General features: G+C 62.2%; 20 protein-coding genes. 10 read left to right on the top strand and 10 right to left on the bottom strand.

What is annotated here, in order from left to right:
* Window positions 1–68 precede the first annotated feature (68 nt).
* From PV760_RS05600 to PV760_RS05630, 7 genes are all read left to right on the top strand, one after another.
* Window positions 69–2,087, top strand: a complete 2,019-nt coding sequence (locus tag PV760_RS05600; RefSeq protein ID WP_200888249.1) for a helix-turn-helix transcriptional regulator — start codon at window positions 69–71, stop codon at window positions 2,085–2,087.
* Window positions 2,088–2,096: 9 nt separating this feature from the next.
* Window positions 2,097–2,447, top strand: coding sequence for a hypothetical protein (locus PV760_RS05605; RefSeq protein ID WP_064722161.1), 351 nt, complete (start codon window positions 2,097–2,099; stop codon window positions 2,445–2,447).
* A gap of 36 nt (window positions 2,448–2,483) precedes the next feature.
* Window positions 2,484–2,768 (top strand): Sec-independent protein translocase subunit TatA, encoded by a 285-nt coding sequence (gene tatA, locus PV760_RS05610; RefSeq protein WP_018777653.1) that lies wholly within the window; start codon window positions 2,484–2,486, stop codon window positions 2,766–2,768.
* A gap of 6 nt (window positions 2,769–2,774) precedes the next feature.
* Window positions 2,775–3,611, top strand: coding sequence for a twin-arginine translocase subunit TatC (tatC, locus tag PV760_RS05615; protein WP_018777654.1), 837 nt, complete (start codon window positions 2,775–2,777; stop codon window positions 3,609–3,611).
* A gap of 24 nt (window positions 3,612–3,635) precedes the next feature.
* Window positions 3,636–6,605 carry a DEAD/DEAH box helicase gene (locus PV760_RS05620; RefSeq protein WP_354627331.1) on the top strand — a complete coding sequence of 990 codons (2,970 nt, stop codon included), beginning with the start codon at window positions 3,636–3,638 and terminating at the stop codon, window positions 6,603–6,605.
* A 49-nt stretch (window positions 6,606–6,654) separates the two neighbouring features.
* A complete protein-coding gene (locus PV760_RS05625) occupies window positions 6,655–8,313 on the top strand; it encodes an amidohydrolase (RefSeq protein ID WP_055975837.1) in 1,659 nt (552 codons plus the stop codon).
* 167 nt (window positions 8,314–8,480) lie between these two features.
* Window positions 8,481–9,224 carry a polyprenol monophosphomannose synthase gene (locus PV760_RS05630; RefSeq protein ID WP_039241307.1) on the top strand — a complete coding sequence of 248 codons (744 nt, stop codon included), beginning with the start codon at window positions 8,481–8,483 and terminating at the stop codon, window positions 9,222–9,224.
* Window positions 9,225–9,321: 97 nt separating this feature from the next.
* Here the strand turns inward: PV760_RS05630 and PV760_RS05635 are convergent, their stop codons facing one another.
* The 4 genes from PV760_RS05635 to PV760_RS05650 form a co-directional block, all read right to left on the bottom strand.
* Window positions 9,322–9,669, bottom strand: a complete 348-nt coding sequence (locus tag PV760_RS05635) for an RNA polymerase-binding protein RbpA (RefSeq protein WP_011774875.1) — start codon at window positions 9,667–9,669, stop codon at window positions 9,322–9,324.
* Window positions 9,670–9,929: 260 nt separating this feature from the next.
* Entirely contained in the window at window positions 9,930–10,904 is a 975-nt protein-coding gene (locus tag PV760_RS05640) for an SPFH domain-containing protein (protein ID WP_018777659.1), read from the bottom strand.
* A gap of 98 nt (window positions 10,905–11,002) precedes the next feature.
* The gene (locus PV760_RS05645; protein ID WP_018777660.1) at window positions 11,003–11,464 is read right to left on the bottom strand and encodes an NfeD family protein; all 462 of its coding nucleotides are present in this window, start codon (window positions 11,462–11,464) and stop codon (window positions 11,003–11,005) included.
* 79 nt (window positions 11,465–11,543) lie between these two features.
* Window positions 11,544–12,386, bottom strand: a complete 843-nt coding sequence (locus tag PV760_RS05650; protein ID WP_055975840.1) for a methyltransferase domain-containing protein — start codon at window positions 12,384–12,386, stop codon at window positions 11,544–11,546.
* Window positions 12,387–12,455: 69 nt separating this feature from the next.
* Between PV760_RS05650 and PV760_RS05655 the strand changes: the two genes are divergently transcribed.
* On the top strand, window positions 12,456–14,471 hold the full coding sequence (locus PV760_RS05655) for a S9 family peptidase (RefSeq protein WP_055975843.1): 2,016 nt from the start codon (window positions 12,456–12,458) through the stop codon (window positions 14,469–14,471).
* Window positions 14,472–14,493: 22 nt separating this feature from the next.
* On the opposite strand, the gene PV760_RS05660 is transcribed toward PV760_RS05655, so the two are convergent.
* Window positions 14,494–15,168, bottom strand: coding sequence for a peptide deformylase (locus tag PV760_RS05660; protein ID WP_018777663.1), 675 nt, complete (start codon window positions 15,166–15,168; stop codon window positions 14,494–14,496).
* Window positions 15,169–15,219: 51 nt separating this feature from the next.
* Between PV760_RS05660 and PV760_RS05665 the strand changes: the two genes are divergently transcribed.
* Window positions 15,220–15,627: a nuclear transport factor 2 family protein gene (locus tag PV760_RS05665; protein ID WP_018777664.1), complete on the top strand. Its 408-nt coding sequence runs from the start codon at window positions 15,220–15,222 to the stop codon at window positions 15,625–15,627.
* Here PV760_RS05665 and PV760_RS05670 read toward each other — a convergent pair whose 3' ends face one another.
* The 3 genes from PV760_RS05670 to PV760_RS05680 are packed head-to-tail and all read right to left on the bottom strand — an operon-like array spanning window position 15,628 to window position 18,609.
* The gene (locus PV760_RS05670; protein WP_502921426.1) at window positions 15,628–16,758 is read right to left on the bottom strand and encodes an FAD-dependent oxidoreductase; all 1,131 of its coding nucleotides are present in this window, start codon (window positions 16,756–16,758) and stop codon (window positions 15,628–15,630) included.
* Entirely contained in the window at window positions 16,751–17,476 is a 726-nt protein-coding gene (locus tag PV760_RS05675) for a class I SAM-dependent methyltransferase (protein ID WP_055975849.1), read from the bottom strand. The genes PV760_RS05670 and PV760_RS05675 overlap by 8 nt, the downstream gene beginning before the upstream one ends.
* Window positions 17,473–18,609 carry a type III polyketide synthase gene (locus PV760_RS05680; RefSeq protein ID WP_018777667.1) on the bottom strand — a complete coding sequence of 379 codons (1,137 nt, stop codon included), beginning with the start codon at window positions 18,607–18,609 and terminating at the stop codon, window positions 17,473–17,475. Before PV760_RS05680 ends, PV760_RS05675 begins: the two co-directional genes overlap by 4 nt.
* A 131-nt stretch (window positions 18,610–18,740) precedes the next feature.
* On the opposite strand from PV760_RS05680, the gene PV760_RS05685 reads away from it, so the two are divergent.
* The gene (locus PV760_RS05685) at window positions 18,741–21,134 is read left to right on the top strand and encodes an ATP-binding cassette domain-containing protein (protein ID WP_354627333.1); all 2,394 of its coding nucleotides are present in this window, start codon (window positions 18,741–18,743) and stop codon (window positions 21,132–21,134) included.
* Window positions 21,135–21,157: 23 nt separating this feature from the next.
* On the opposite strand, the gene PV760_RS05690 is transcribed toward PV760_RS05685, so the two are convergent.
* Both PV760_RS05690 and PV760_RS05695 read right to left on the bottom strand, forming a co-directional pair.
* Window positions 21,158–22,645, bottom strand: coding sequence for an ArnT family glycosyltransferase (locus tag PV760_RS05690; protein ID WP_354627334.1), 1,488 nt, complete (start codon window positions 22,643–22,645; stop codon window positions 21,158–21,160).
* Window positions 22,646–23,271: 626 nt separating this feature from the next.
* Window positions 23,272–23,781, bottom strand: coding sequence for a hypothetical protein (locus PV760_RS05695; RefSeq protein ID WP_354627336.1), 510 nt, complete (start codon window positions 23,779–23,781; stop codon window positions 23,272–23,274).
* Window positions 23,782–23,868 lie beyond the last annotated feature (87 nt).

Raw genomic sequence — 23,868 nt, forward strand, 5'->3', positions numbered from 1 at the left:
TCTCCCGGTTCAACCGGCAGGTGACGCGCCTTGCTGTTTTCCCGCTGGACTTTAGTAACGTAGCAACCGTGTCCGCATCCCGCACTGAACGACTCCTGAACCTTCTGCTTGCTTTGCTCAACACCAAGGTGGGGCTCTCACGCTCCGTGCTGCGCGAAAAGGTTTACCACGATACCGCCGGAAACGATGTCTCCTTTGGGCGCATGTTTGAGCGTGACAAGGCCGACCTCAAGCAGTTCGGCTTCGAGGTGGAGACATTGATGGACCCCAGCAGCTTCGGCGCCGATGACCCTGCCTCAGCGCGCTACAGGATCGGTAAGGACTCCAACAGGCTGCCGGAAGTGAAGCTGACTCCGGCAGAGTGCACGGTCCTCCTTCTGGCCGCCCAACTGTGGGAGCGCGCTGCCCTGGGAAATGCTGCCGCCAATGCCGTCCGTAAGTTGCAGGCCGCCGGCGGATTCACCGACGTCGAACTTCCTGCGGGGGTTCAGCCGCGGATCAAACCAGCCGGACAGGCTTTCGACGACGTCGTTGCCGCCATGCATGGCAGGCACCCCGTCCGTTTCGGCTACCTCGCCATCAGCACCGGCCGCGAGGAAACCCGCGAGGTGGAGCCATGGGGACTCGGCAGCCGCTTCGGCCAGTGGTACCTGGTGGGCTTCGACAGGGGGAGAGGCGCCAAGAGAATCTTCCGGCTCTCGCGGATGACCACCGCACTGACCTTGGTGGCGGGCAGCAGTTTTGAACCTCCGGCAGGCTTCAACGCCAAGGCTGAGCTCGCTGCGCTCAACGAGCTGCCACTTCAAAAGGCCATCCTGGATGTGGACAAAGACCGCTTGCTGGCGCTGCGCAAGAGGGCAATCGCCACCGGACAGTCCGCTGACGGGGGAGTCCGTGACCGGATCCAGGTTGATTTCAGGGATCCCGAACAACTCGCCGAGGAGCTGGCGTCCTACGGCCCGCAGGTGAAGGTGGCAGAACCGGCCGACTTGCGCACCGCCGTCGTCCGACGCCTGAAGGCTGCAGAGGACTTTGGCGCCGCACCGGCAGTGGAGGTGGGGTTCCCCGAAGCGGGACGCGCACCGCGCGCCCGGAAGCGCACTTCGGAAGACCAGTTGGCAAGGATGCTGCAGTTGGTGCCGTTCCTGGTCCATCACCAGGGCCTGCATATCCAGGAGGTCGCTGACCGTTTCGGCGTCTCCCGCAAGGACCTGATCGATGACCTCAAAATCCTCATCTGTTCGGGCCTTCCCGAGGGTTACCCGGATGATCTGCTGGACATACAGTGGGAAAACGATCATGTGTATATCTCGGAGCATCTGGACCTGAACAGGCCGGTCCGTTTCAGTGAGGACGAGGCCGCCGCGTTGCTGACCGGCCTGGCCATGCTGGGGGATCTGCCCGTACTGGCTGGCGTGGCCGGCGACGAAGCCGGCAGTGCACTGGAATCTGTCACCATCAAGCTGACCGGCGCTGCAGGGCAGGCCGGCCGCTTGGCCGGTTCAGTGGCCGGCCAGTCGGTGGCACCGGAACAGTCCGAGGCCTTTGCCACCATCACGCAGGCGATCAGGGACGGGCAACAGCTGCGTCTGCGGTATTTGTCGCTGCAGCGCGATGAGGTAACCGAGCGGGACGTCGACCCTTTGCGGCTCTATTCGATGGACAACACCTGGTATTTCGAGGCCTACTGCCACAGCAAGGCCGGAATCAGGAATTTCAGGTTGGACAGGGTGGAGTCGCTGGAACCGAATGGCCGGGCCGTGGCGGGCCCCGCACCGACCGGCCAGGACTTCCCCGCGCGGCTGTTTACCCCCAGCGACGACGACCTCCAGGTGGTGCTCCAGCTGACCCGCCAGGGTGCCGGGCTTGCCGATGACTACTATGCGGAACGCACCGCCCAACTGCCCGACGGCGGCCTGCTCGCCGAGGTGCGGTTCGGTGACGCAGGGTGGTTGCCCATGTTCGTGGCACAGCATGGTGGAACGGTACGGATCCTCCAGCCAAAGGCCCTGCAAGACAAGGCCCTCGCCTGGGTGAGGGCTGCCCTGGCGCAGTACGACTCTGCTTCCGACGCCCAGGCTGGCTAGACTACTCAGATGCCTTGGTGGTTCTGGATCCTGTTGTGGATCGCACTCGTAGCTCTTGCCCTGCTCCTTCACTTGACCTTGGGTTATCGCTTGTTCAGGAAATTCATGGCCACTGTTCATGATTTGGGCGACGCCGGGAAACGTTTCAGCAACCTTTCTCCTGCCGCGGAAACCTCCGATGTGGAGGTCGCCGAAGACCGCGCCGCACCGGGATCCGCAATTTTTGCCTCCCCGGATCAGATGCGTCATGATTACCTGACGGCCAAAGCCTTCCGGCAGGAAGTTCGCCGCCAAAAGCGTGTCCAACGCAAAGCGGAGCGGGGTCAGCCGCAATCCCTGCACGACATTGAATTCAGATAGACGTAGGATGTATCCAAAAGGAAAGGACCTCCCCACATGAGGCTCGAAGGCTGGCATCTCATCATCATCATCGTCCTGGCTCTGGTGCTTTTTGCCGCACCGAAGCTGCCGTCCATGGCGCGCAGCATTGGGCAGTCGATGCGTATTTTCAAGTCTGAAGTCCGGGAAATGAAGAAGGACGGTTCTTCAGAGGCGAAGGACTCCCAGGACGGTTCCGACGCCGTTGAAGGCAAGGTCGTGGGCCACCCGGACGCCAAGACACAGAACGTGAAGGCACAGAACACCGGCGAGACCGACGTTCCGCCCTCCAACCGCGTCTAAAGAGAAGTGGTAGAGACGAAGGGGCGCAAGGCCAACCCCGAAGCCCGGATGGCGCTTCTTGACCATCTCAAGGAGCTGAAGAACCGGCTCTTCAAGGCTGCAATCGGCGTCATCCTCGGGACAGTGGTGGGCTTCATTGTCTACCAGCCGCTCCTGGAGGCGCTGATCAAGCCGATCAAAGACCTCAATGAAAAAGAGGGTCGCGCTGCGACACTGAACTTCGATGGCGTAGCCAGTTCGTTCGACCTCATGGTCCAGGTCTCGGTATTCCTCGGCGTGCTGCTTTCGAGCCCGGTATGGATCTATCAACTCTGGGCTTTCATTGTGCCCGGCCTGCACAAGAAAGAGCGTCGACTCGCGTTGTCATTCGTGGCTGCGGCGGTCCCGTTGTTTATCGGTGGCGTTCTTCTTGCCTGGCTTGTCCTGCCCAACGCCGTGCGGGTCCTGACGGATTTCACCCCCATTGGCGGTTCAAACTTCATCAGCGCCGAAATTTACCTTGCGTTCGTCCTCCGGCTCCTGTTGGCGTTCGGCATTGCCTTCCTGGTTCCGGTGGTCCTTGTTGGTCTGAACCTGGCCGGCATCGTCAAAGGAAAGCAGCTCGTCAAGAGCTGGCGCATCACCATTTTCCTGGTGTGCTTGTTCGCCGCCATGGCCGCCCCGGGCGCGGATGCCATGAGCATGTTCTACCTGGCAGCACCCATGCTGTTGCTGTTTTTCGCAGCCATTGGGGTTTGCCTCCTCAACGACCGCCGTCGTGAACGCCGCGCCATCAAGCGGGCTGCCGAGACGGAGGCCACTGCGGATATCGCCACCCCGGCCTCCGATCTGGAGAATCTCTAGACCTTGGGCCACTAGGCTTGATGCATGTCTTCGTTTCCCGGGTCTCCTTCTCCATCAGAGCGTTACCAGGCGGCAGCCCAGAGGGCGGCCGAGGCTAAAACCTATCTCGGTGCTTTCGCCGGCTCGCTCAACTTCGAGCTGGATGATTTCCAGCGCGAAGCCTGCAAGTCCCTGCAGGAGGGCCGGGGAGTATTGGTGGCAGCCCCAACCGGTGCCGGCAAGACGATCGTCGGGGAATTCGCCATCTTCCTGGCCCTTCAGCGGGGGCTCAAGGCTTTCTATACCACTCCCATCAAGGCCCTGAGCAACCAGAAGTACTCGGAACTGGCAGAAAAGTACGGTGCGGCCAACGTCGGTCTGCTGACAGGCGACACCACCATCAACGGTGAAGCACCGGTAGTGGTGATGACCACCGAAGTCCTCCGGAACATGCTGTACGCGGATTCCGAGACGCTCAGCGACCTCGGTTTCGTCGTGATGGACGAAGTCCACTACCTGGCCGACCGCTTCCGCGGTGCAGTCTGGGAAGAGGTGATCATCCACCTGCCCAGCGAGGTCCAGGTGGCATCACTGAGTGCCACCGTATCCAACGCCGAAGAGTTCGGTGCGTGGCTGGACACTGTGCGGGGCGATACTGACGTGATCGTGTCCGAGCATCGTCCCGTGCCTCTGTGGCAGCACGTCATGGTGGGCCGGGAAATCGTGGATCTCTTCGCTGGCGATACCACTTTCGACGAAATCGCGCCGGTTGCCCCGGGAGCCCAGGAAACCGACGCGCCCGATCTCTCGGAAGCCGGCGAGGTATCCAGCGAACCGAGCAATGGCCGCCGCGTCTCTTCCAAGCAAACGTCCGCCACGAAGGTGCGCCAGGCAGTGACCGGACCCGAATTCGAGGTCAATCCTGACCTCCTGGCCATGGCACGTTCAGAGAGCCGGATGAACATGAACGGACGGTTCGGCCACGGTGGCCGCAGCCGCCGTCGTCAGGACCGGAACCGTGACGAGCGCCAGCAGTCCGAACAACGCAGTCCTGTACGCAAGGCGAGCCGCCCGCAGGTCATCGAAAGCCTCCGGCGGCAGGACCTCCTGCCTGCCATCACCTTCATCTTCTCCCGCGCAGGCTGTGATGGTGCCGTGGCCCAGTGCGCAGCGTCCGGCCTGTGGCTCACCACTGAGCGGGAGCAACAGATCATCGCCCAGCGCGTGGACGAAGCGAGCCACGAGATCCCTGCCGACGACCTCGATGTCCTCGGCTTCTGGGGCTGGCGTGACGGGTTGGTCAGGGGCTTCGCCGCCCACCATGCCGGTATGCTCCCCACTTTCAAGGAAGTGGTGGAAAAGCTCTTCGCCGACGGCCTGGTCAAAGCGGTCTTCGCCACGGAAACGCTCGCTTTGGGGGTCAACATGCCCGCCCGGTGCGTGGTCCTGGAAAAGCTCGAGAAGTTCAACGGCGAAGCACACGTCAACATCACAGCGGGTGAGTACACCCAGCTGACGGGTCGCGCCGGAAGGCGGGGGATCGACGTCGAAGGCCATGCCGTTGTGTTGTGGCAACCCGGGACGGATCCCGCGGCAGTAGCCGGCCTGGCATCCAGGCGCACCTACCCCCTGAACTCCAGCTTCAGGCCCACCTACAACATGAGCATCAACCTCATTGCCCAGTTCGGACGCGTGAGGGCACGGGAGATCCTGGAGTCCTCCTTCGCGCAGTTCCAGGCCGACCGATCCGTAGTGGGCCTTGCTCGACAGGTCCGTGGGCGGGAAGAGTCACTGGCGGGATACGCCAAGTCCATGAGCTGCCATCTGGGCGATTTCACCGAGTACGCCAAGCTCCGGCGTGAACTCAGCGACGCGGAAAACCATGCCGCCCGCGACCACCAACGTGCGCGCAAATCACGCGTCGCTGATTCGCTGGCACGGCTGATCCCGGGTGACGTCATCAGCGTCTACAGCGGCCGGCTCGCGGGGCACGCGGTGGTCCTTGATGTTGACCCCAACGCCCGCGAACCACGGCCCTCGGTACTGACCCAGGACAACCAGCTCCGCCGGATCGGCGTCCACGACCTCGACGGTCCAGTGTCACCGGTAACCCGGATCCGCATTCCCAAGTCGTTCAATGCCAAGGTGCCAAAGTCCCGCCGCGACCTCGCCTCGTCCATGCGCCATGCCATCAGTGAGGACGCACCCCAACGCCTCCGGAACAGCCGGCATGAGGACTTCGGCCTGGGGGCCCGCCTGCCGGACCAGGAGAAGAAGATTGCGGATCTCCGGCGCGCACTCCGGGCCCACCCCTGCCATGGTTGCAGCGAGCGGGAGGACCATGCGCGGTGGTCCGAGCGCTGGTGGAAGCTCCGCAAGGAGACCGACGGGCTGGTGCGCCAGATTCAAGGCCGTACCAACACCATCGCGAAAACCTTCGACCGTGTGTGTGAGGTCCTCTCCGTTTACGGGTACCTGGAAACAAACGACGCCGGCGACGTCACCATCAGTGCCGACGGGCAGCGCCTTCGCCGGATCTACGGGGAGAAAGACCTGCTCATTTCCCAGTCCATCCGGCAGGGTGCCATCAACGACCTCGATGCGGCAGAACTGGCTTCCTTCGCCAGTACGCTGGTCTACCAGGCCAAGCGTGAAGACCGCGGGCTTCGCCCGAAGATGCCTACCGTCTCGCTGGAAACGGCCGTGGACGTGGTTGTCCGTGAGTGGTCTCGACTGGAGGACACCGAGGAGCAACACCGGCTCCCGCTGACCGGCGAGCCGGAACTCGGTTTGATGTGGCCCATGTACAAGTGGGCCAAGGGCCGCCATCTCCAGGAGGTGCTCAGCGGAACAGACCTGGCGGCCGGAGATTTCGTCCGCTGGGCCAAGCAGGTAGTGGACCTCCTGGACCAGCTCGCCAAAATCCCACAGCTCGACCCCCGCTTGGCCAGGATTTGCCGTGAGGCGATCGATTTGGTCCGCCGCGGCGTGGTGGCATACTCCACGGTGGCTTAGCCGGCCGTCCCATGATTGATTTGTTGACAACGCTCAAGGAGCCCACAGCATGAACCAGCCAGGCGCGTCTGCCGGCCAGCACCCCAACGGATCCGGCCGCAAGGTCACCATGTACCGCAATGGTTCTATCTATACGGCGGCGGATCCCTTTGCAACGGCCATGGTGGTGGACGGAGACACCGTGGCTTGGGTGGGCTCCGAACAAGCTGCGACCTCCATTGCCGATTCGTCCATGGAGATCATCGATCTTCGGGGCGCCCTGCTGGCCCCCGGGTTTGTGGACTCCCACGTCCATTTGACGGAAACCGGAGTGGCCCTCGCAGGCCTCCAGCTCGGCACCGTCCGTTCCGCTGCGGAACTGCTCGACGCCGTTGCCACCGCGGGTGGTACGGGCACCATCCTTGGCCATGGTTGGGATGAGACGAAGTGGGACAACCCCACACTGCCCAGCCTTGAACAAATTTCCCGGGCGGCAGGTGACCGGCACGTATATTTGTCGCGCGTCGACGTTCACTCTGCACTGGTTTCACCCTCACTTGCCGCGGCCGCCGGACTCGAAGGACTCGACGGCTTCACAGGCACTGCTCGTGTGGTGCGGGCAGCGCATACAGCGGCCCGCCTGACTGCGCGGAACTTCCCGGAGCAAGAACGGCGCCGGTACCAGGAACAAGCGCTGCGGGAAGCCGCTGCGCACGGCTATGTAGCCATGGCCGAGATGTCCGCGCCACATATTTGCGGTCCCGAGGACCTCAGGACCGCCGTGTCCTGGAACGACGGCGGGGACCAACCGGAGGTGCTCCCTTACTGGGGTGAGCTGGCGTCCTCGCAGGAGCACGCCACATCCATTCTGGACGGCTTGGGCACCAACGTCCTTGGCCTCGCCGGGGACCTCAACATTGACGGCTCCATCGGTTCGCGCACAGCCGCCCTGTTGGACGACTACTCCGATGCCGCCGGGCAACGCGGCAGCCTCTACCTTTCGGTCGAGGAGGCAAGCAAACATCTCGCCGCCACGTCGGCACTGGGCGTGCAGGCAGGATTCCATGTGATCGGCGACGCCGGCCTGGCGGCGGTACTGGATGCCCTGGACGCCGCGGCGGCAGAAGTGGGGGAGCAGCGCATCCGGGCAGCGGGGCACAGGCTTGAACACGTGGAGCTGGCTGACCAGTCCGCCATAGACAGGCTGGCGAAGTACTCCGTGACAGTCAGCGTCCAACCCGGCTTTGACGCCGCCTGGGGCGCAGCTGGTGGCTTGTACGAGCAACGCCTTGGCAGCCGGAGCGCCGGCATGAACCCGTTCGCGTCCTTCTACTCCAGTGGCGTACCGATTGCTTTTGGCAGCGACAGCCCTGTCACTGCACTCCGGCCCTGGTCCAGTGTGCGCGCTTGCCTCGAGCACAGCAACCCGGAACAACGCATCTCGGCGCGTGCGGCGTTTCTGGGGCACACGCGCGCAGGATGGCGGGCGGCAAAGCACAGGAACCCCCTAATGGGGCAACTCGTACCTGGCGCACCGGCCAGTTTCGCCGTGTGGGAAGTGGAAGAGCTGATGGTCCAGGTTGCTGACAGCCGGGTACAGTCATGGAGCACGGATCCCCGCGCACGGACACCGCTCCTGCCCGCCCTCGACACAGGGTCGGACCCCCGCTGCCTCCAAACTGTCCGTGAGGGACGTGAACTGTTCGCCCACGAATCCCTTCGTGTCTAGTCGTTCCGTCTGCAAGCCAAGAACAGGGACTGCCACTGTGCCCTGTGGCCGGCACCACAGACGCAAAAGTCATGGCCGCCGTCGTCCTATAATGGAGAGTTGCGCCAGAACGCCAGCTGCCAGGCTGGTCCGGCACACTGACCGCTCCATCAAGGAAAGGCCTCTTCTTGCGTGTCCTGACGATCATTCCCACCTACAACGAGCTGGAATCGCTCCCCGTGACGCTGGGACGGCTGCGCGCAGCGGTACCCGACTCCGACGTCCTGGTGGTCGACGACAACAGCCCTGACGGCACGGGAAAGCTTGCCGACGACTTCGCCGCTGAGGACAGCCAGGTTCATGTCCTGCACCGCAAGGGCAAGGAAGGCTTGGGGGCCGCCTACATCGCAGGCTTCAAGTGGGGTCTGGCCGCCGGTTACGACGTCCTCGTCGAAATGGACGCGGATGGTTCGCACAAGCCCGAGCAGCTTCCCCTCCTCCTCGACGCCGTGCGGGACGGTGCGGATCTCGCCATGGGTTCCCGCTGGGTTCCTGGCGGAAGTGTCGTGAACTGGCCCCTCTACCGCCAGGCCATCTCCCGCGTCGGCAGCACCTACGCCCGCATCATGCTTGGCGTCAAGATCAAGGACGTCACCGGTGGATACCGGGCGTTCCGCCGCAGCACCCTCGAGGCACTGAACCTGGACGAGGTCGAGTCAGTAGGCTACGGCTTTCAGGTTGACCTGGCCTGGCGAGTGGCCAAGCTTGGCCTTCGCATCGAGGAGCGCCCCATTACGTTCGTGGAACGGGAGCTCGGAGCCTCGAAGATGAGTGGCAACATCGTGGTGGAAGCCATGATCAACGTCACCAAGTGGGGCCTGGCTGCACGCTGGGCGAAAATCACCCGCAAGTCACCCGAAGCCGCGAAGTAGCAGGCACAAGAAAGGCCGGGTCCGGTTCCATCAGGAACCAGACCCGGCCTTTGCTGTTGTCTTGGAGACTATGCCCAAAAGGCTTGCCGTTTAGCGGCTATGCCGAGCGGCGTTCTCCACGGCGCTCACGAAGGATATTGAGGCGGTCCTCGAGGATCTGCTCCAGCTCAGGAAGGCTGCGGCGTTCCAGCAGCATGTCCCAGTGGGTACGGACGGCTTTCTCGTTGGCGTCCACGGGACGCTCGCCATCGACCAGGAGCGCTTCCTTCCCCGTTTTGGAAACCCAAACGGGAGGGATCTCTGCTTCGGAGGAGAAGGTTACGAAGACCTGCTCGCCATCCTCGCAACGGTACTCGACCCGCTGACGCGGTGCCGGTTCAACGCCGGATTCAGTTTCCATGCTTTGGGCGCCAAGACGCATACCCCGCAGGCTGCGATCGCTCATGATTACTCCCTCTGTCTGTTCGCGGAGCAGGAACTCCGCGCTAGCCGTAAGCCGTTTTCACGATCCCTACGGACTACTTCTGCACACCTTGCATCACTAATTGCAACGCCTGGCCAAGCTTTAATGTTCCGTCCACGCTGAACCAGCCGGACAAATATCCCATTATACGCTGATCTTCGCTGAGTACTCAAAAGCCCGGAGACGCCGCGAGCGGCCAGCCGGAATGGCTGGCCGCTCGCGTTGTCCCTAAGGGACAGGAACTACTCGGCGGGACGTGGTGGTTCCACTGTCCCTACCGGCTCCGGGGTCTTCGAGCCTCCGTCGAAGAGGCCCGCGACAGGGGAGTCGGGGCTGTTCCCACCAAGCGCACCGCCGATGCCCTTGAGGGCCTCGCCAACTTCGCTCGGGATGATCCAGAGTTTGTTCGAACTGCCCTCTGCGATCTTCGGAAGCGTCTGAAGGTACTGGTAGGCGAGCAGCTTTTGGTCCGGGTTGCCCTTGTGGATGGCATCGAAGACCTTCTGGATGGCCTGTGCTTCACCGTCTGCCCGGAGGATGGCGGCTTTGGCGTCACCCTCAGCTGCGAGGATGGCAGCCTGGCGCTGGCCTTCCGCGGTGAGGATCTGCGACTGCTTGGTACCCTCGGCGGTCAGGATGGCTGCGCGGCGGTCACGCTCTGCACGCATCTGCTTTTCCATCGAGTCCTGGATGGAGTGGGGCGGGTCGATCGCCTTCAGTTCCACCCGGGACACCCGGATTCCCCAGCGGCCTGTTGCTTCGTCCAGTACGCCACGCAGCTGACCATTGATCTGGTCGCGGGATGTGAGTGCTTCCTCAAGGTTCAGTCCACCCACCACGTTACGAAGCGTGGTGGTTGTCAGCTGTTCGACGGCCTGGATGTAGTTGGCGATCTCATATGTCGCGGCCCTGGGATCAGTGACCTGGAAGTAGACCACGGTGTCAATCGAGACCACCAGGTTGTCCTCGGTAATGACCGGCTGCGGTGGGAAGGAGACTACCTGTTCGCGCAGGTCGAGCAGCGGCAGGAGCCGGTCGACAAACGGAATCAGGATTGTCAGTCCCGGGTTGAGCGTGCGCTGGTACTTTCCGAGCCGTTCAACGACGCCGGCACGTGCCTGCGGGATGATCCTTACCGAACGGACCAACACGATGATGACAAAAATAACGAGAACAATCAGCACAATTGCCGCTGCTGTTCCTCCTAAGCCGTCCATACATCTCCTTCGTTCCCCAATTGCGTGGTTTGATGAGGCTGTGCGCGGGCAGGTTGCCCCGGTCCGGCAACGGCCTGAAATCCGAGTGCGACTAAACGTCAGCGGGAGCTGTTGTCGGCAGCCGAAGCGACCACCGCCGTCGCTCCGTCAATCTTGGTGACCTGGACCGTGGCCCCGGCGTCAATGACGCCGGCGGCGCTGCGCGCGCTCCACACGTCGCCGCCGATTTTTACCAGCCCGCTGGTGCTGCTCACGGCTTCAATGACGAGGGCAGGCTGGCCGATGAGCCGGTCTATGTTGGAAAGCTGTTCTGTGGGTCCCTTGCGCAGGTGGTTCAAAGCCACTGGCCGCACGAAAACGATCATCAAAAGGGAAACCACGCAGAAAATGACGATCTGCAGCCAGAAGTCGGCGCCGGCGAAGTCCGCTATCAGGCCTGCCAGCGCACCGCCGCCCAGCATGATGAAGAAGAGGTCGAGAGTCAGCATCTCCACCACTGCGAACGCGAGGAAGACCGTGAGCCAGAGAGCCCACCAATTCTCGCCGAGCCATTCAAACATCGTTCCCCCTTGGTCCCGGATCCCGCGAGCGGGATCACAGTCGCTGTTCCTCCATCCTAGCCCGACGTGTCGTCGGGCGTCAGGACGCAGTGAACACGCTGATCCGGAACTTCGCGGTGGCGGGCACCGGCTCCTCGGAAGCTGCCAGCCCTGACAACTGTTCCTGCTGCAAATGGTGGCCGGCAGGGCCCATGAAGGCGAGGTCGGCTACCTCGTTTCCGTCCAGCACCAAGGGCAAGTCAAGGCAGTGGCTCGCGGAAGAATCGAAATACCCGCTCATCGACTCCGCCAGCCGTTCCTCCTTGCCTTCTTCGATGCTGAGCATTCCCGTCCTGGCTGCGATCTCCTGCAGGTGGCCGGGCCGTGGAGTCACCACCAGGAGGCTTCCTCCGGGCCGAAGCACCCGCGCGAACTCCGAAGGGTTCCGCGGGGCGAACACAACCGTCACCACGTCCACCGAGTTGTCCGCCATGGGCAATGGACGCCAGATGTCCCATACAACATTGGCCGCTTGCGGGTTGAGGCGGGCTGCACGACGAAGCGCGAATTTGGAAATATCCATGCCGACGGCGGTTGAGCCTGTCGCTTCAATAACGCTGCGCAAGTAGTGGCCGGTGCCCGTCCCGGCGTCGAGAACCAGTGTCTCCGGCCCCTGAAGCGCCTCAGCCGCCATGCCGGCCAACGCCGTGGCCAGACCCGCATAGTGCCCGCCTTCCAGGAACCGGAACCTGGCAGCGACCATCTCCGCCGTATCAGCTTCGAAGACGGTGCCTTTCCCGGTCAGGAAATTGAAGTAGCCCTGCTTGGCGGCATCGAACAGGTGTCCGTTCCGGCAGGCAAGCGTGGCCGGCCGGCCTTCCCTTAACTCGAAAAGTCCTTGGCACACGGGACAGCGCAAGGCGGGGACGGCGTCGGACAACATGGCTTCAATCCTACGGTGGGACGGAGTGTCTGGAGCCGCGGGACGAGGCGCCGGGCTAGGCTCACCAACGTGAAACCCGAGCAGCTGCCCCTGTTGAACTCCGTGTCCGCCCCTGCCATCCACCCCGACGGGACCAAGGCGGTGGTGTCCGTCACGAGGCCGGATTTTGACGCTGACACTTATGTAGGCCAGCTTTGGTCAGTGCCTTTGGACAACGCCAAGTACCCGCGCCGCATCACCCGGGGGTTCCGCGACACTGCACCGTCATTCTCACCGGATGGGCTGGTCCTGGCCTTCCTGCGCAGCGATCCGGGCGGTAAACCCCAGCTGTTCGTGGTGGAATCGGCCGGCGGGGAACCACAGCGGATCACGAACCAAGCTGCGGGGGTTGACAGCTTCGTTTGGGCGCCGGATTCGCACCGAATCGCCTTCCTGGCGCGGGTCCCCGAACGGGGACGCTACGGAACGGTTGACGACGTGGCCCCTGGTGCCGAAGATGCCCGTCTCATCACCGCAAACCAATACATGATGAACGGTGTTGGATACACCGCCGACCAGCGCCAACAGCTGTTTGTCGTCGAGGTCCCCGAATTGGGCGGCGAACCTGCAGTCCTTCCGCGCGGCAGGGCGGCCCACGAGCAGCCAACTCTGGAGCTGCCCGGCCTGCCCGCCGCCCTGCAGCTCACTTTTGGGGACGCCGACCACACATCGCCGGCGTTTTCTGCGGACAGTGGCCGGCTCTACTTCGTAGCGGCACTGCATGAAGGACACGACGACGATCTGGTCACCTCTGTTTACAGGGTTGATGCTGCCGGCGGCGAGCCGGTCGTCGTCGAACCCGCCAACCGGACACCGCAGACCGTCACCGATGTGCGCCCCTCCGCGGACGGCAAGTGGTTGTTCTACATCGCCCAGGAACTGGGTGATACCGGCCGGGACTTTGTGGCGCGGAACTCCGTGCTCTATGTGATGCCGTCGGCCGGGGGAGAGGCTGTAGCCCTGACTGATGTGGAGCACCTGGATGTTTCCGGGCCCCTGGAACCAAGCGGACCGGACCGTGTCCTGGTCCTCAACACGGCTTTGGGCAGCGTTGAACTCCTTGAAGTCATCGCGAACGGCGACATCACCCCGCTGGTGCACGGCGCCCGGGTTGTCATCGGGGCTTCAGTTGCCGCAAACGGAGAAATCGCGGTAAGCCTCTCCGACGCGTCCACTGCTGGAGATGTCGCAACGCTGGAGCGTGGTGAGCTTCGCCTCCTGACGGATTTCTCAGGAGCCCTTCGGAACAACTCCACGGTCATTGAGCCCCTGGATTTCGAGGCTGAATCCAGCGACGGACATGCTGTCCACGGTTGGCTCGTCATACCGGAGGGCCCGGGACCGCATCCGGTCCTTCTGAACATCCACGGCGGACCGTTCGCCCAGTACACGGGAGCGCTCTTCGACGAGGCCCAGGTTTATGCCGCGGCCGGATACGCGGTGGTGATGTGCAATCCCCGCGGGTCGTCCGGCTATGGCCAGGAGCACGGGCGAGCCATCAAGGGGCGCATGGGCACCCTGGACATGCAGGATGTGATGGCCTTCCTCGACGCTGCCATGGCATCGCGGAAATCCCTGGACCCCGGGAATGTGGGCATCATGGGCGGCTCCTACGGCGGTTACCTGACTGCGTGGATCATCGCGCATCATCATCGCTTCAAGGCTGCGATCGTGGAGCGGGGTTTCCTGGACCCGGTCAGCTTTGCGGGTTCTTCGGACATTGGTTGGTTCTTTGGCAGGGAATACACCGGAGGGTCAATGGAGCAGATGCTGGCCCAAAGTCCCATGGCCTTCATCGCGGATGTGCAAACACCGACGCTGGTGGTGCACAGCGAAAATGACCTTCGCTGCCCTATCGAACAAGGCCAGCGCTACTATGCACAGTTGAAGGCGCAAGGGGTTGAGACCGCCCTGCTGGTCTTTCCGGGTGAGGACCACGAGTTGTCCCGTTCGGGTACACCGCACCACCGCCGACAGCGCTTTGAGCACATCCTCAGCTGGTGGGCCAAGTACCTCCCGACCGCCGGAAACAAAGCTGCGGAGTAGGGAACCGGAGCGGCGCCCGGCTTCAGGGAAGGAAGCCGAGCGACCGGCGTGCCTCATCAATGTCGGGCGAGGCCCAACGCGCGGTGTGTTCGGCGTTGCTGGCCAGGGAGCGGATCTCGGCACGGTCCAGGTAGAGGACGCCATGAAGGTGGTCGGTCTCGTGCTGCACAATGCGGGCCTGCCATCCGGAGAACCATTCCTCCACAGGCTCGCCGGCGGGGGTCACAAAGGACAACTCAACATTGCTGTGCCGGTCCACGACTGCCTGGTAGCCCTGGACTGAGAGGCATCCCTCGTAAAATGCCGAGGTTTCCGTGCCCAACGGACGGTACTTCGGGTTGACAATGGCGAAGAACTCCAACGGTTCCCTGTGCCGCACGGAGGCGGACACCGGATCAATCTCGTATTTGTCCTCCAGGACCGCCAACTGCAACGGGATGCCCACCTGGGGTGCGGCGAGGCCGACCCCTGGGGCTGCATGCATGGCATCGCGCATCCGGTCAATGAACGCCAGCAGTTCGACGTCGTCGAGCTGGCCGTCGTACGGCGCGGCATGCTGACGCAACACCGGGTGCCCCGCCTGGACGATGGCCGGGAGTTCCTCACTATCGAGCAACCGTCGGACGGCATCCCGGATCTGGAGGGGATTGAAATCTGCAGCGGGGCTTGAAGCTCCGGGATGGGGTTGATGCGTCATGGAACGAGCCTATATCCGTGGGTGTCTTTGTCAGTGGGCTAGGCTCGAAGAATGACCAATCCCACGCCTTTGGAACACGTGCTCGGGTTCGTCCGAACAGTTGAAGCCGGCGGTGGCTCAGCTGCGTTGCGGCCTTTCCTGGCTGAGGACTTCAAGCTCACCGAATGGCCCCACGCGCTGTCCAAGACAGGTTCCACACGGAACCTTGCGGAAACTCTCTCCGGCGCTGACCACAGCCAGGACATCGTGGCGGACCAGCGCTTCGAGATTGTCCGCACCACCACTGAGGAAGACCGTGTCGTCCTTGAGATGAATTGGTCGGCAACGCTGCTCCTGGATCTCCCGCACTGGGACCGCGGCGACACCATCCGCGCCAGGAGCACGGCCATCTTCCAGCTACGGGATGGCCTGATCATCAGCCAAGACACCTACGACTGCTACTACACGGCACCGGAATAGTTACCGCATGGTGAAGCGCCGCTCCACCACCGCGGCCACGCCGGGCATCTCCAAAAGACCCGCAAACACCCTGTTCCTCGCCGCCATGGCAGCTGGTGGCAGTGGCCGGCCCAAGGCCATGTTGAGCCCGGCCTGCCGCGACGCCCGGACCGCGGCTTTCCTCCGGACCCCTTCGAAGACCTGCAGCGCCTTCCCGACACCGTTTCCGGCCAATGCGGCATCGACGATGGGAGCCAAGGCTGCAGCATCCAGCCACCCAAGGTTCATGCCCTGGCCGCCGATGGGGCTGATTTCGTGGGCGGCGTCGCCAAGAAGGACCACCCGCCCGTGCACCATCTGACGGACCAAGCGCGACTGGACGTCAAAAGCGCTGAGCATCGTATTTCCGGCTACCTCCAGCACCTCACCCGTCCTGGCTTCGACCAAACGAGCCAGCCCGACCGCCGTCGCATCCGTTGCCGGCGCACCGAGCCTCACCACCCATCTGCGGACACCTGCCGGCAGGGGGAATGATTCAACGATCCCTTCCGGCTCGAGATACAGCACCGCATCAGCACCATGCCCAGTGGCGTCAGGGAAGTCTCCCATAAGGTACGAGTCCGGATAAGTCCGTGGTGCGATGTCCGGGACAAGACGCCGTCGGAGTGATGAATGCGCGCCGTCAGCAGCAATCACCAGCCGGGCCCGGTACTCCCGGCTCCCCGGCGTCGGGTGGGCCAGGACGCGAACAGCAATTCCGTCGTCGCGGGTTTCCCGGACGTCGATGCCTCGGACGATCGCTGCCGGGTCGGCTGCCAGCACCGCATCCTCCAGCACCTTCTCCGTGGTCGCCTGCGGAACGGCCAGAATGAAAGGAAACGCGGAGTCCCCGGTGAAGGGAAGTTCGGCAACTTTACGACCCCGGCTGTAGGCAACGCCCCGTTTGATCCTGACCCCGGCCTGCACCAGCTGCCCGGAGACTCCCGCGCGCTCCAACGCTGCCAGGGCCGGAGGATGGATTCCGATGGCGCGGGAACGTGCGCTTCCGGCACTCCTGCGTTCCAGGATACGGATCCTGTGGCCGCTCCGGAGCAGCCGCAGGCCCATAAACAAGCCCACCGGACCCGCTCCGACAATCACCACATCAAGCACGGTTGCGGTTCCCCGATCCTTGGTGCTGGTGGACCAGCATATTGTGCCATGGTCCGTTGCTTTCGACTGTCCATGCGGGCGGGATGGCGGATTGCAATTCAGCCATCGTGTAGCTCCGCCTGATGGACAGCAAGCCGTCCCTGACGATGTACGAGCCCCAGCCCAGAGGCCAAAAGCCGGCCAGGAACAAAACGTAGGCGACGTTGCTTCGTTGCAGATCGTTGTGCAGCGCCAGTCGCGTGCACAGCAGTTCCGAATCGTGCAGGACCGCGGCGAACTGCCGGGCATCCAGGTGGTGAAGGATGTGGTTGGAGATCACGACATCGAAGGTCAACCCCTCCGCCACCAGCTGGGAACTGTGGGCCATACGGTATGTCACCCCTCCGGCCCCCGATACACGGGTGGCGAAATCATGGGCCCGTTGATCCGGATCGACCGCCGTCACGTCCAGCGCGAATCCATCCTGGCGCGCCCATCGCGCCAGACTGCGGGCCACGTCACCGCTGCCGCTTCCTATGTCCAGCAAGGATGCATGACCCGTCTCCGCCAGCAGCGGACGGATGCGGCGCTTGTACGTCCGGCGCCATCCTGAAAGCAGCCTGTTGACGACGGGAAACCTGGCATAGGTTCGGCTGAGCAGCAGCGGATCGCAGTCCGGCCTGTCCATGTCCTCAATGCTGTCCAGATCCCTTTCCCTGAGGGACCCCCAGGGACTCACAGAGCGGGGGAGACCAGCGTGAAGAGGCCCGTCTCCACCGTGAGGCCGGGACCGAACGCCATGGAGCAGATCCGCTCCTCGCGTTGGCTGGCCGCCTGTCCCATCATGTACTTCAGGACGAACAACACTGTGGCACTGCTCATGTTGCCGTATTCCCTGAGAGTCTCCCGTGCAGGTACCAACTGTTCTTGCGTCAATTCCAGTTTGGACTCGACCTTGTCAAGGATGCTGCGCCCGCCGGGATGGATGGCCCAGTGGGTGATGTCCCTGTAGGGCGAACCGGCCAGTTCCGGTTCCTTGGCCAGCAAGGGCTCCAGCGCGCCGGTGATGTGTTCTTCGATGATGTGGGGCACATAGGAGCCCAGGACCATCTCAAAACCTTCGTCTCCGATGTTCCATGCCATGGCTTCCTCGCCGACCGGCGTCAGAACCGTTTCGAAGTGGTCCAGCCGGATCACTGGCTCTTCGCCCTCCGGCTCCCTGGCGGAAATGACCGCCGCTGCCGCGCCATCGCCGAAGATGGCCGAACCCATGATGGTGTCAGGATCGTTCGATGTCCTGACATGGAGCGAGCAGAGTTCAACACAGATCACCAGGACAACCGCCTCCGGGTCAGCAAGGCAGAACTGCTTTGCCGCCTTCATGGCGGGGAATGCGGCATAACAGCCCATAAAGCCCAGGTGATAGCGCTGAACTGCCGGATTCAGGCCCAGCGCCCTGACCACCTTGTAGTCGGGTCCAGGGTTGAAGAAGCCGGTACAGGACACGGTGATCACGTGCGTGATGTCATCCAGATCGATGCCTTGGGCCTGCGCGACCGCTGTCTTGCCGGCCTCGACGAACAGCTTGGTTGCTTCGGTGGCGAAGATTTCGTTGCGGACCTTGGTGCTGGGGCTCAGGACCCTGTTGGTTTCAGGATCGAAGAACTTCGGATTTTCGGGGTTGGCATCGAGGCTCAACTCCTCAACGGCGGTGAAACGGGTGTCGATAGCGGCCGAATCAAAGCATGTGGTGACAAGCCGGGTACCCAGCCGCGTCAGGCCCGGCTGGGCGGCAAACACCTCACGCGCCTGCTCCTGGACCAGAATCGTAGGGGGAACTGCGGTTTCGAGGGACCTCATGTATACCGGCATGCTTCATTCTTAGTGAGTAAAGCCGGGAAGACAATGGCAGAATCAATCGTATTGACCGAGGTCGGTCAAGGAGAGCCAGGCGACGCCGACGGGGGACTGTTGGACAGTGTCGCCCAACGGACGGAGAAACCATGACTATTGCTGCCGGTTCGGACACGCAATCTCCCGCGATGAACATTGCCGATACCCACGACCTCATCAGGGTCCAGGGCGCCCGCGAAAACAACCTGAAAGATGTCAGCGTCGAAATTCCGAAGCGACGGCTGACGGTGTTTACCGGCGTCTCGGGATCCGGCAAGAGCTCCCTGGTTTTCGCCACCATTGCTGCCGAATCGCAGCGCATGATCAATGAAACCTACAGCGCGTTTGTCCAGGGCTTCATGCCGTCTTTGGCACGACCTGATGTGGACGTGCTTGAAGGACTGACGACGGCGATCATCGTGGACCAGGAGCGGATGGGCTCCAACCCCCGTTCCACGGTGGGCACGGCCACAGATGCCAACGCCATGCTCCGCATTCTCTTCAGCCGCCTCGGACAGCCCCACATTGGATCTCCCAACGCGTACTCCTTCAATGTCCCCACGGTGAAGGCGAGCGGGGCGATCACTGTGGATCGCGGCGAGGGCAAGACCAAAACGGAGAAAGCCTCCTTCAACCGCCTCGGTGGAATGTGCTCACGCTGCGAAGGCATGGGCTCGGTCAACGACTTCGACCTCACTGCTCTTTACGATGAGAGCAAATCGCTCAGCGAAGGCGCGCTCACGATTCCCGGCTACAGCATGGACGGCTGGTACGGACGCATCTTCAGCGGTACAGGCTACTTCAACATGGACAAGCCGATCGCCAAATTCACCAAAAAGGAACTCCACGACCTTCTCTACCGGGAGCCCACCAAGGTCAAGGTGGAAGGAATCAACCTCACCTACGAGGGCGTGATCCCGAAGATCCAAAAGTCGATGCTTTCCAAGGACGTTGACGCTCTGCAGCCCCACGTCCGCGCCTTTGTGGAGAGGGCCATCACGTTCACCACCTGTCCTGAGTGCGAGGGCACCCGGCTGAGTCCGGAGGCCAGGTCTTCCAAGATCAAAGGCAAGAGCATCGCTGACGTGTGCACAATGCAGATCAGCGATCTCGCTGAGTGGATCCGCCAGCTCGATGAGCCCTCAGTCGCGCCCCTGCTCAAGGGACTGCAGCATCTCCTGGACTCCTTCGCGGACATCGGCCTGGGTTACCTTTCGCTGGACCGCCCGGCGGGCACCCTGTCCGGGGGTGAGGCCCAGCGCACCAAGATGATCCGGCATCTGGGTTCGTCCCTGACCGACATCACTTATGTGTTCGACGAGCCAACCATCGGACTACACCCCCACGACATTGAGCGGATGAACCAGTTGCTGCTCCAACTGCGGGACAAGGGCAACACCGTACTGGTGGTCGAACACAAGCCGGAAAGCATCGCCATCGCGGACCACATCATCGACCTTGGTCCGGGGGCTGGTACCGGCGGCGGCACGGTGTGCTACGAGGGCGACCTGGACGGGCTGCGGGGGAGTGACACCATTACCGGGAGGCATCTTGACGACCGCGCCTCCATAAAGGCCACATTCCGTAAGGCCAAAGGACAATTGGAAGTCCGCGGCGCTTCAACCAACAACCTTCAGAGTGTGGACGTGGATATTCCCCTTGGTGTCTTGTGCGTCCTGACCGGGGTTGCGGGGTCCGGAAAGAGTTCACTGATCCACGGATCGGTGGCCAAACGCGATGGCGTACTGGTCATCGATCAAGGTGCCATCCGAGGATCCCGAAGGAGCAATCCTGCGACCTACACCGGCCTGCTCGAACCCATCCGCAAGGCCTTTGCCAAGTCCAACGGCGTGAAGCCGGCCCTCTTCAGTTCGAACTCCGAGGGCGCCTGCCCAACGTGCAATGGCGCCGGCGTCATCTATACGGATCTCGGCGTCATGGCGACAGTCGAATCGACCTGTGAGGAATGTGAAGGAAAGCGCTTTCAGGCCTCCGTCCTGGAGTACAAGCTGGGGGAGCGCAATATTGCAGAAGTGCTTGCAATGTCGGTCAACGAGGCTGAAGGCTTCTTCAGCGAGGGGGAAGCGCGAACGCCTGCGGCCCACAAGATCCTGGACCGGCTCGCCGATGTCGGGCTTGGCTACCTGACGTTGGGCCAGCCATTGACCACGTTGTCAGGTGGTGAGCGGCAACGGCTCAAACTGGCCACGCAGATGTCCGAGAAGGGCGACATTTACATCCTCGATGAGCCCACCACGGGTTTGCACCTGGCGGATGTCCAAAACCTGCTGGGCATGTTGGACCGCTTGGTCGAGTCCGGGAAATCCGTCATTGTTATCGAACACCATCAGGCGGTCATGGCTCACGCCGACTGGATCATCGACCTTGGCCCTGGCGCGGGTCACGACGGCGGCAGGATAGTTTTCGCAGGAACGCCGGCTGAGCTTGTGGCAGGAAGAGCAACACTGACCGGCAAACACTTGGCCGCTTACGTAGGCGCATGACCTCTGTCGTTTGACCTGGCGTTCTACGGATAGCCGCCGGTCACAGGCGGGATCGTGTGCCCGGCTTCGACTGCTGCGTCCAGCTTCGATCGGTCAAGGCGCCAGACAACAGTCTCGCCCGAGGTGGGTCCGGTAAAGGAGTAGACCGGTTCAGCGTTTGCCTTCAGCCACTCCACGAGCTCAGGAGCTGCGTAGCCGTACCCCTCGCGCAATTGCCTGCCCTGGGTCAGGACATATTCAGCGCCCCGGTCGCTTAGCGACTTCAAGGAAGGCAGGACCTCCCAGTTAGTGTGTGGCAGCAGCGCGAATTCTTCAGTCACGGTGGTCAGGCCCACCTGTGAGTCGGAAGGCAGCCGGGTGGTCAGAAAGTCGCGTGCGCGCGCCAGCCCGTCATCAACAGTCAGCCTTGCCTGCAATCCGAGGGCAAGGCTGATGACACTCATCAGCGCCGCGGCAGTAACAAGAAAAGTTCGGGCTGCGGGTCGCCGTTCGAGCACCATGGTCGCGGCGACAGGAGTGGAAATCAGGGAGGCAAGCACCACACAATAGCCGAACTGCTCCTCGGCAGCCCCGAAGAAGACGGAATATGCGCCAACGATGCCGCTGATGAACGAGTACACGCCGATGATGCGGCGAATTTGGACCCGGGACAAGGCCGCCAGTGCGCCGGACACCAGCGAAAGCCCAAGGAGTATGTAACTGGTGCCGAACCGGCCGGCGAGTTCCACGAGACGTCCGGTAAGGTCCGTGCCCGTCACTGAATTGAAGCCGGTCATTTGCATAACACCGGTAATCCTGAGGACACCTACTGTCTTCTGGTCCACGAACGCAGGAAGCAAACCTGCAGAGGCAATCACGCAGAGATACACCAGATAGGGGACCAGTGCACAGGCGAATATCCTCATGGCGGTCATTGCTCGGAGCGTTTGACGCCACAGCACGGCAGACAGGAGAGGAACCACCGTGAACATGACAGTCATGTCCTTGGTCACCAAAGCCAGTCCAAAAGCGAATCCGCCGGCAACTTCCAGCAGCACACGCCGGCGACCTGGCGCTTGACCCAGAGCCATCAGGACAAGCAGCCAACCTGCAAGTACGGCCAGTCCCGCTGGGGTCTCCATCATCAAGCGGCCGTCCGTCCGCAGCACAAACGGGTCACTTGCCAGGATCGCACCGGCGAAAACTGCAGGTACCAGGCCGACGAGCCGGCGCACCAGCATAACGCAGACGACTACCGTCATGACGCCCACAATTGCGTTGACCCACCGCAACTGCAGGGCCAGGTCCATGGGGCCGCCACCTAGCCCCAACACTCCAATGACCATTCCGTCGAGCGCAAACAGCCCCGGGGGATGAAGGAAGAAAGGAGACCCCAGAATAGACGGAAGTTGGCCCTCTGCCATCTGCCTGGACATCTCCGCATACGTTACTTCGTCAATGAACAGGTCATTGGCTTGCTGGACGCCGTAGACGCGAAGCAGCACCGCCAGCAATGCCAGGAGGATTGTCATGGAAGAAGGCCGCCACAACAGCCAAAGCAATGCACCCACCGATTCACTGAGCCGAACGCGTAGTTCGCTTCGTGGACCTGATTCCAGAACTCGAGTCATCAGGGAACCAACACCCCGATGCGCAGAGCGTCTCTGACCAGCCGTCTTTCCAGCATACTTATCTCCTCAACGTGACCACAGCGATACCGCCGAAGAGTTAGTGCAGCAGTGACGGGGTTTGTGTTGCAGGCAGGCACTAGAAATCATCCAGAGTCGGGAGTTCTCGAAGCTACTTCTACTCCATAGTCTCGAACGCCGATAATCTACATTATGTAAAGTAAAGTCTCAGAGAGCCCCGGCTAGACGGATGATTCTCCGCTCCCCGCCTACACCGATATTCGCGCCCGTTCCGCGCCTCCGCGGTTATCGGCACGATGCGCCACATCGAGTCGCCACTTGGAAACCAGATGGTCGCCCGGCACTACAGTCATCCGGTTATATTGACGAAATCAGTAATAACAAAGAATGCGCAGCGATGGTCTTCGCACGAACGCAAAAGAAATCAAAACGGGAATTCACTCCAATGTTGAAAGTGATCAGGGTGGGTGATCCCTCAAGGAACACCCACCCCGCGTTATGAAAGTCTTCTAATCTGTCGTACTGGTACCCGCACGACGACGCACGACCACCACGGACGCCGCCAGCACACCGGCACCAACCAGCCCCCATATGACCATGCCGGAGTCGGCACTCGAGTCCGCCACACCAACTGCCGCTCCAGCATCAGTAACACTGGAGACAGCAACGAAATCAGAGCCGCCCTTGCCATTGCCATTATTTCCGCGTCCGTGGTTGCCGTTATTCACTGCCACGCGCGCCGAACGAATATTGCCGGATGTGGCACCGACGGCGGAAATCATGTAATTGCCGGCGTTGTCGAAGGTTATGTTTGTGGAGATGGTGCCATTGCCGTCGGCGATGACGCCGAAGTTGGCTGGGGCGCTCCCCCGCGGGCCACCTCTCTTCTCGAAACTAACGTTGACAGTCTCGCCTGGGATGTATCCGCCGCCGGAAAAGGTGATCGTTTCACCACGATCGATCGTGCCGTCCGAAACGGTTCCCTGCTCATTGCCGGGCGCCGGGTAGGTACTGGCCATGGAGGACGTGGCTCCAGCGAACATGACAGTTCCTGCGAGCACAATTGTCGCAATAGTTCTTCTCATTTGCTTCCCCTGGGTTAATGA

This window comes from Paenarthrobacter sp. CC6, assembly GCF_040560085.1.
In the GTDB taxonomy this organism is placed as follows: Bacteria; Actinomycetota; Actinomycetes; order Actinomycetales; family Micrococcaceae; genus Arthrobacter; species Arthrobacter nicotinovorans.

Bases quoted from the DNA above. Each gene is read 5' to 3' on its own strand.
- PV760_RS05605 (WP_064722161.1), top strand. From the start codon at position 2,097: ATGCCTTGGTGGTTCTGGATCCTGTTGTGGATCGCACTCGTAGCTCTT.
- tatA (WP_018777653.1), top strand. From the start codon at position 2,484: ATGAGGCTCGAAGGCTGGCATCTCATCATCATCATCGTCCTGGCTCTG.
- PV760_RS05620 (WP_354627331.1), top strand. From the start codon at position 3,636: ATGTCTTCGTTTCCCGGGTCTCCTTCTCCATCAGAGCGTTACCAGGCG.
- PV760_RS05625 (WP_055975837.1), top strand. From the start codon at position 6,655: ATGAACCAGCCAGGCGCGTCTGCCGGCCAGCACCCCAACGGATCCGGC.
- PV760_RS05635 (WP_011774875.1), bottom strand. From the start codon at position 9,669: ATGAGCGATCGCAGCCTGCGGGGTATGCGTCTTGGCGCCCAAAGCATG.
- PV760_RS05640 (WP_018777659.1), bottom strand. From the start codon at position 10,904: ATGGACGGCTTAGGAGGAACAGCAGCGGCAATTGTGCTGATTGTTCTC.
- PV760_RS05645 (WP_018777660.1), bottom strand. From the start codon at position 11,464: ATGTTTGAATGGCTCGGCGAGAATTGGTGGGCTCTCTGGCTCACGGTC.
- PV760_RS05650 (WP_055975840.1), bottom strand. From the start codon at position 12,386: ATGTTGTCCGACGCCGTCCCCGCCTTGCGCTGTCCCGTGTGCCAAGGA.
- PV760_RS05660 (WP_018777663.1), bottom strand. From the start codon at position 15,168: ATGACGCATCAACCCCATCCCGGAGCTTCAAGCCCCGCTGCAGATTTC.
- PV760_RS05665 (WP_018777664.1), top strand. From the start codon at position 15,220: ATGACCAATCCCACGCCTTTGGAACACGTGCTCGGGTTCGTCCGAACA.
- PV760_RS05680 (WP_018777667.1), bottom strand. From the start codon at position 18,609: ATGCCGGTATACATGAGGTCCCTCGAAACCGCAGTTCCCCCTACGATT.
- PV760_RS05685 (WP_354627333.1), top strand. From the start codon at position 18,741: ATGACTATTGCTGCCGGTTCGGACACGCAATCTCCCGCGATGAACATT.
- PV760_RS05690 (WP_354627334.1), bottom strand. From the start codon at position 22,645: ATGACAATCCTCCTGGCATTGCTGGCGGTGCTGCTTCGCGTCTACGGC.
- PV760_RS05695 (WP_354627336.1), bottom strand. From the start codon at position 23,781: ATGGCCAGTACCTACCCGGCGCCCGGCAATGAGCAGGGAACCGTTTCG.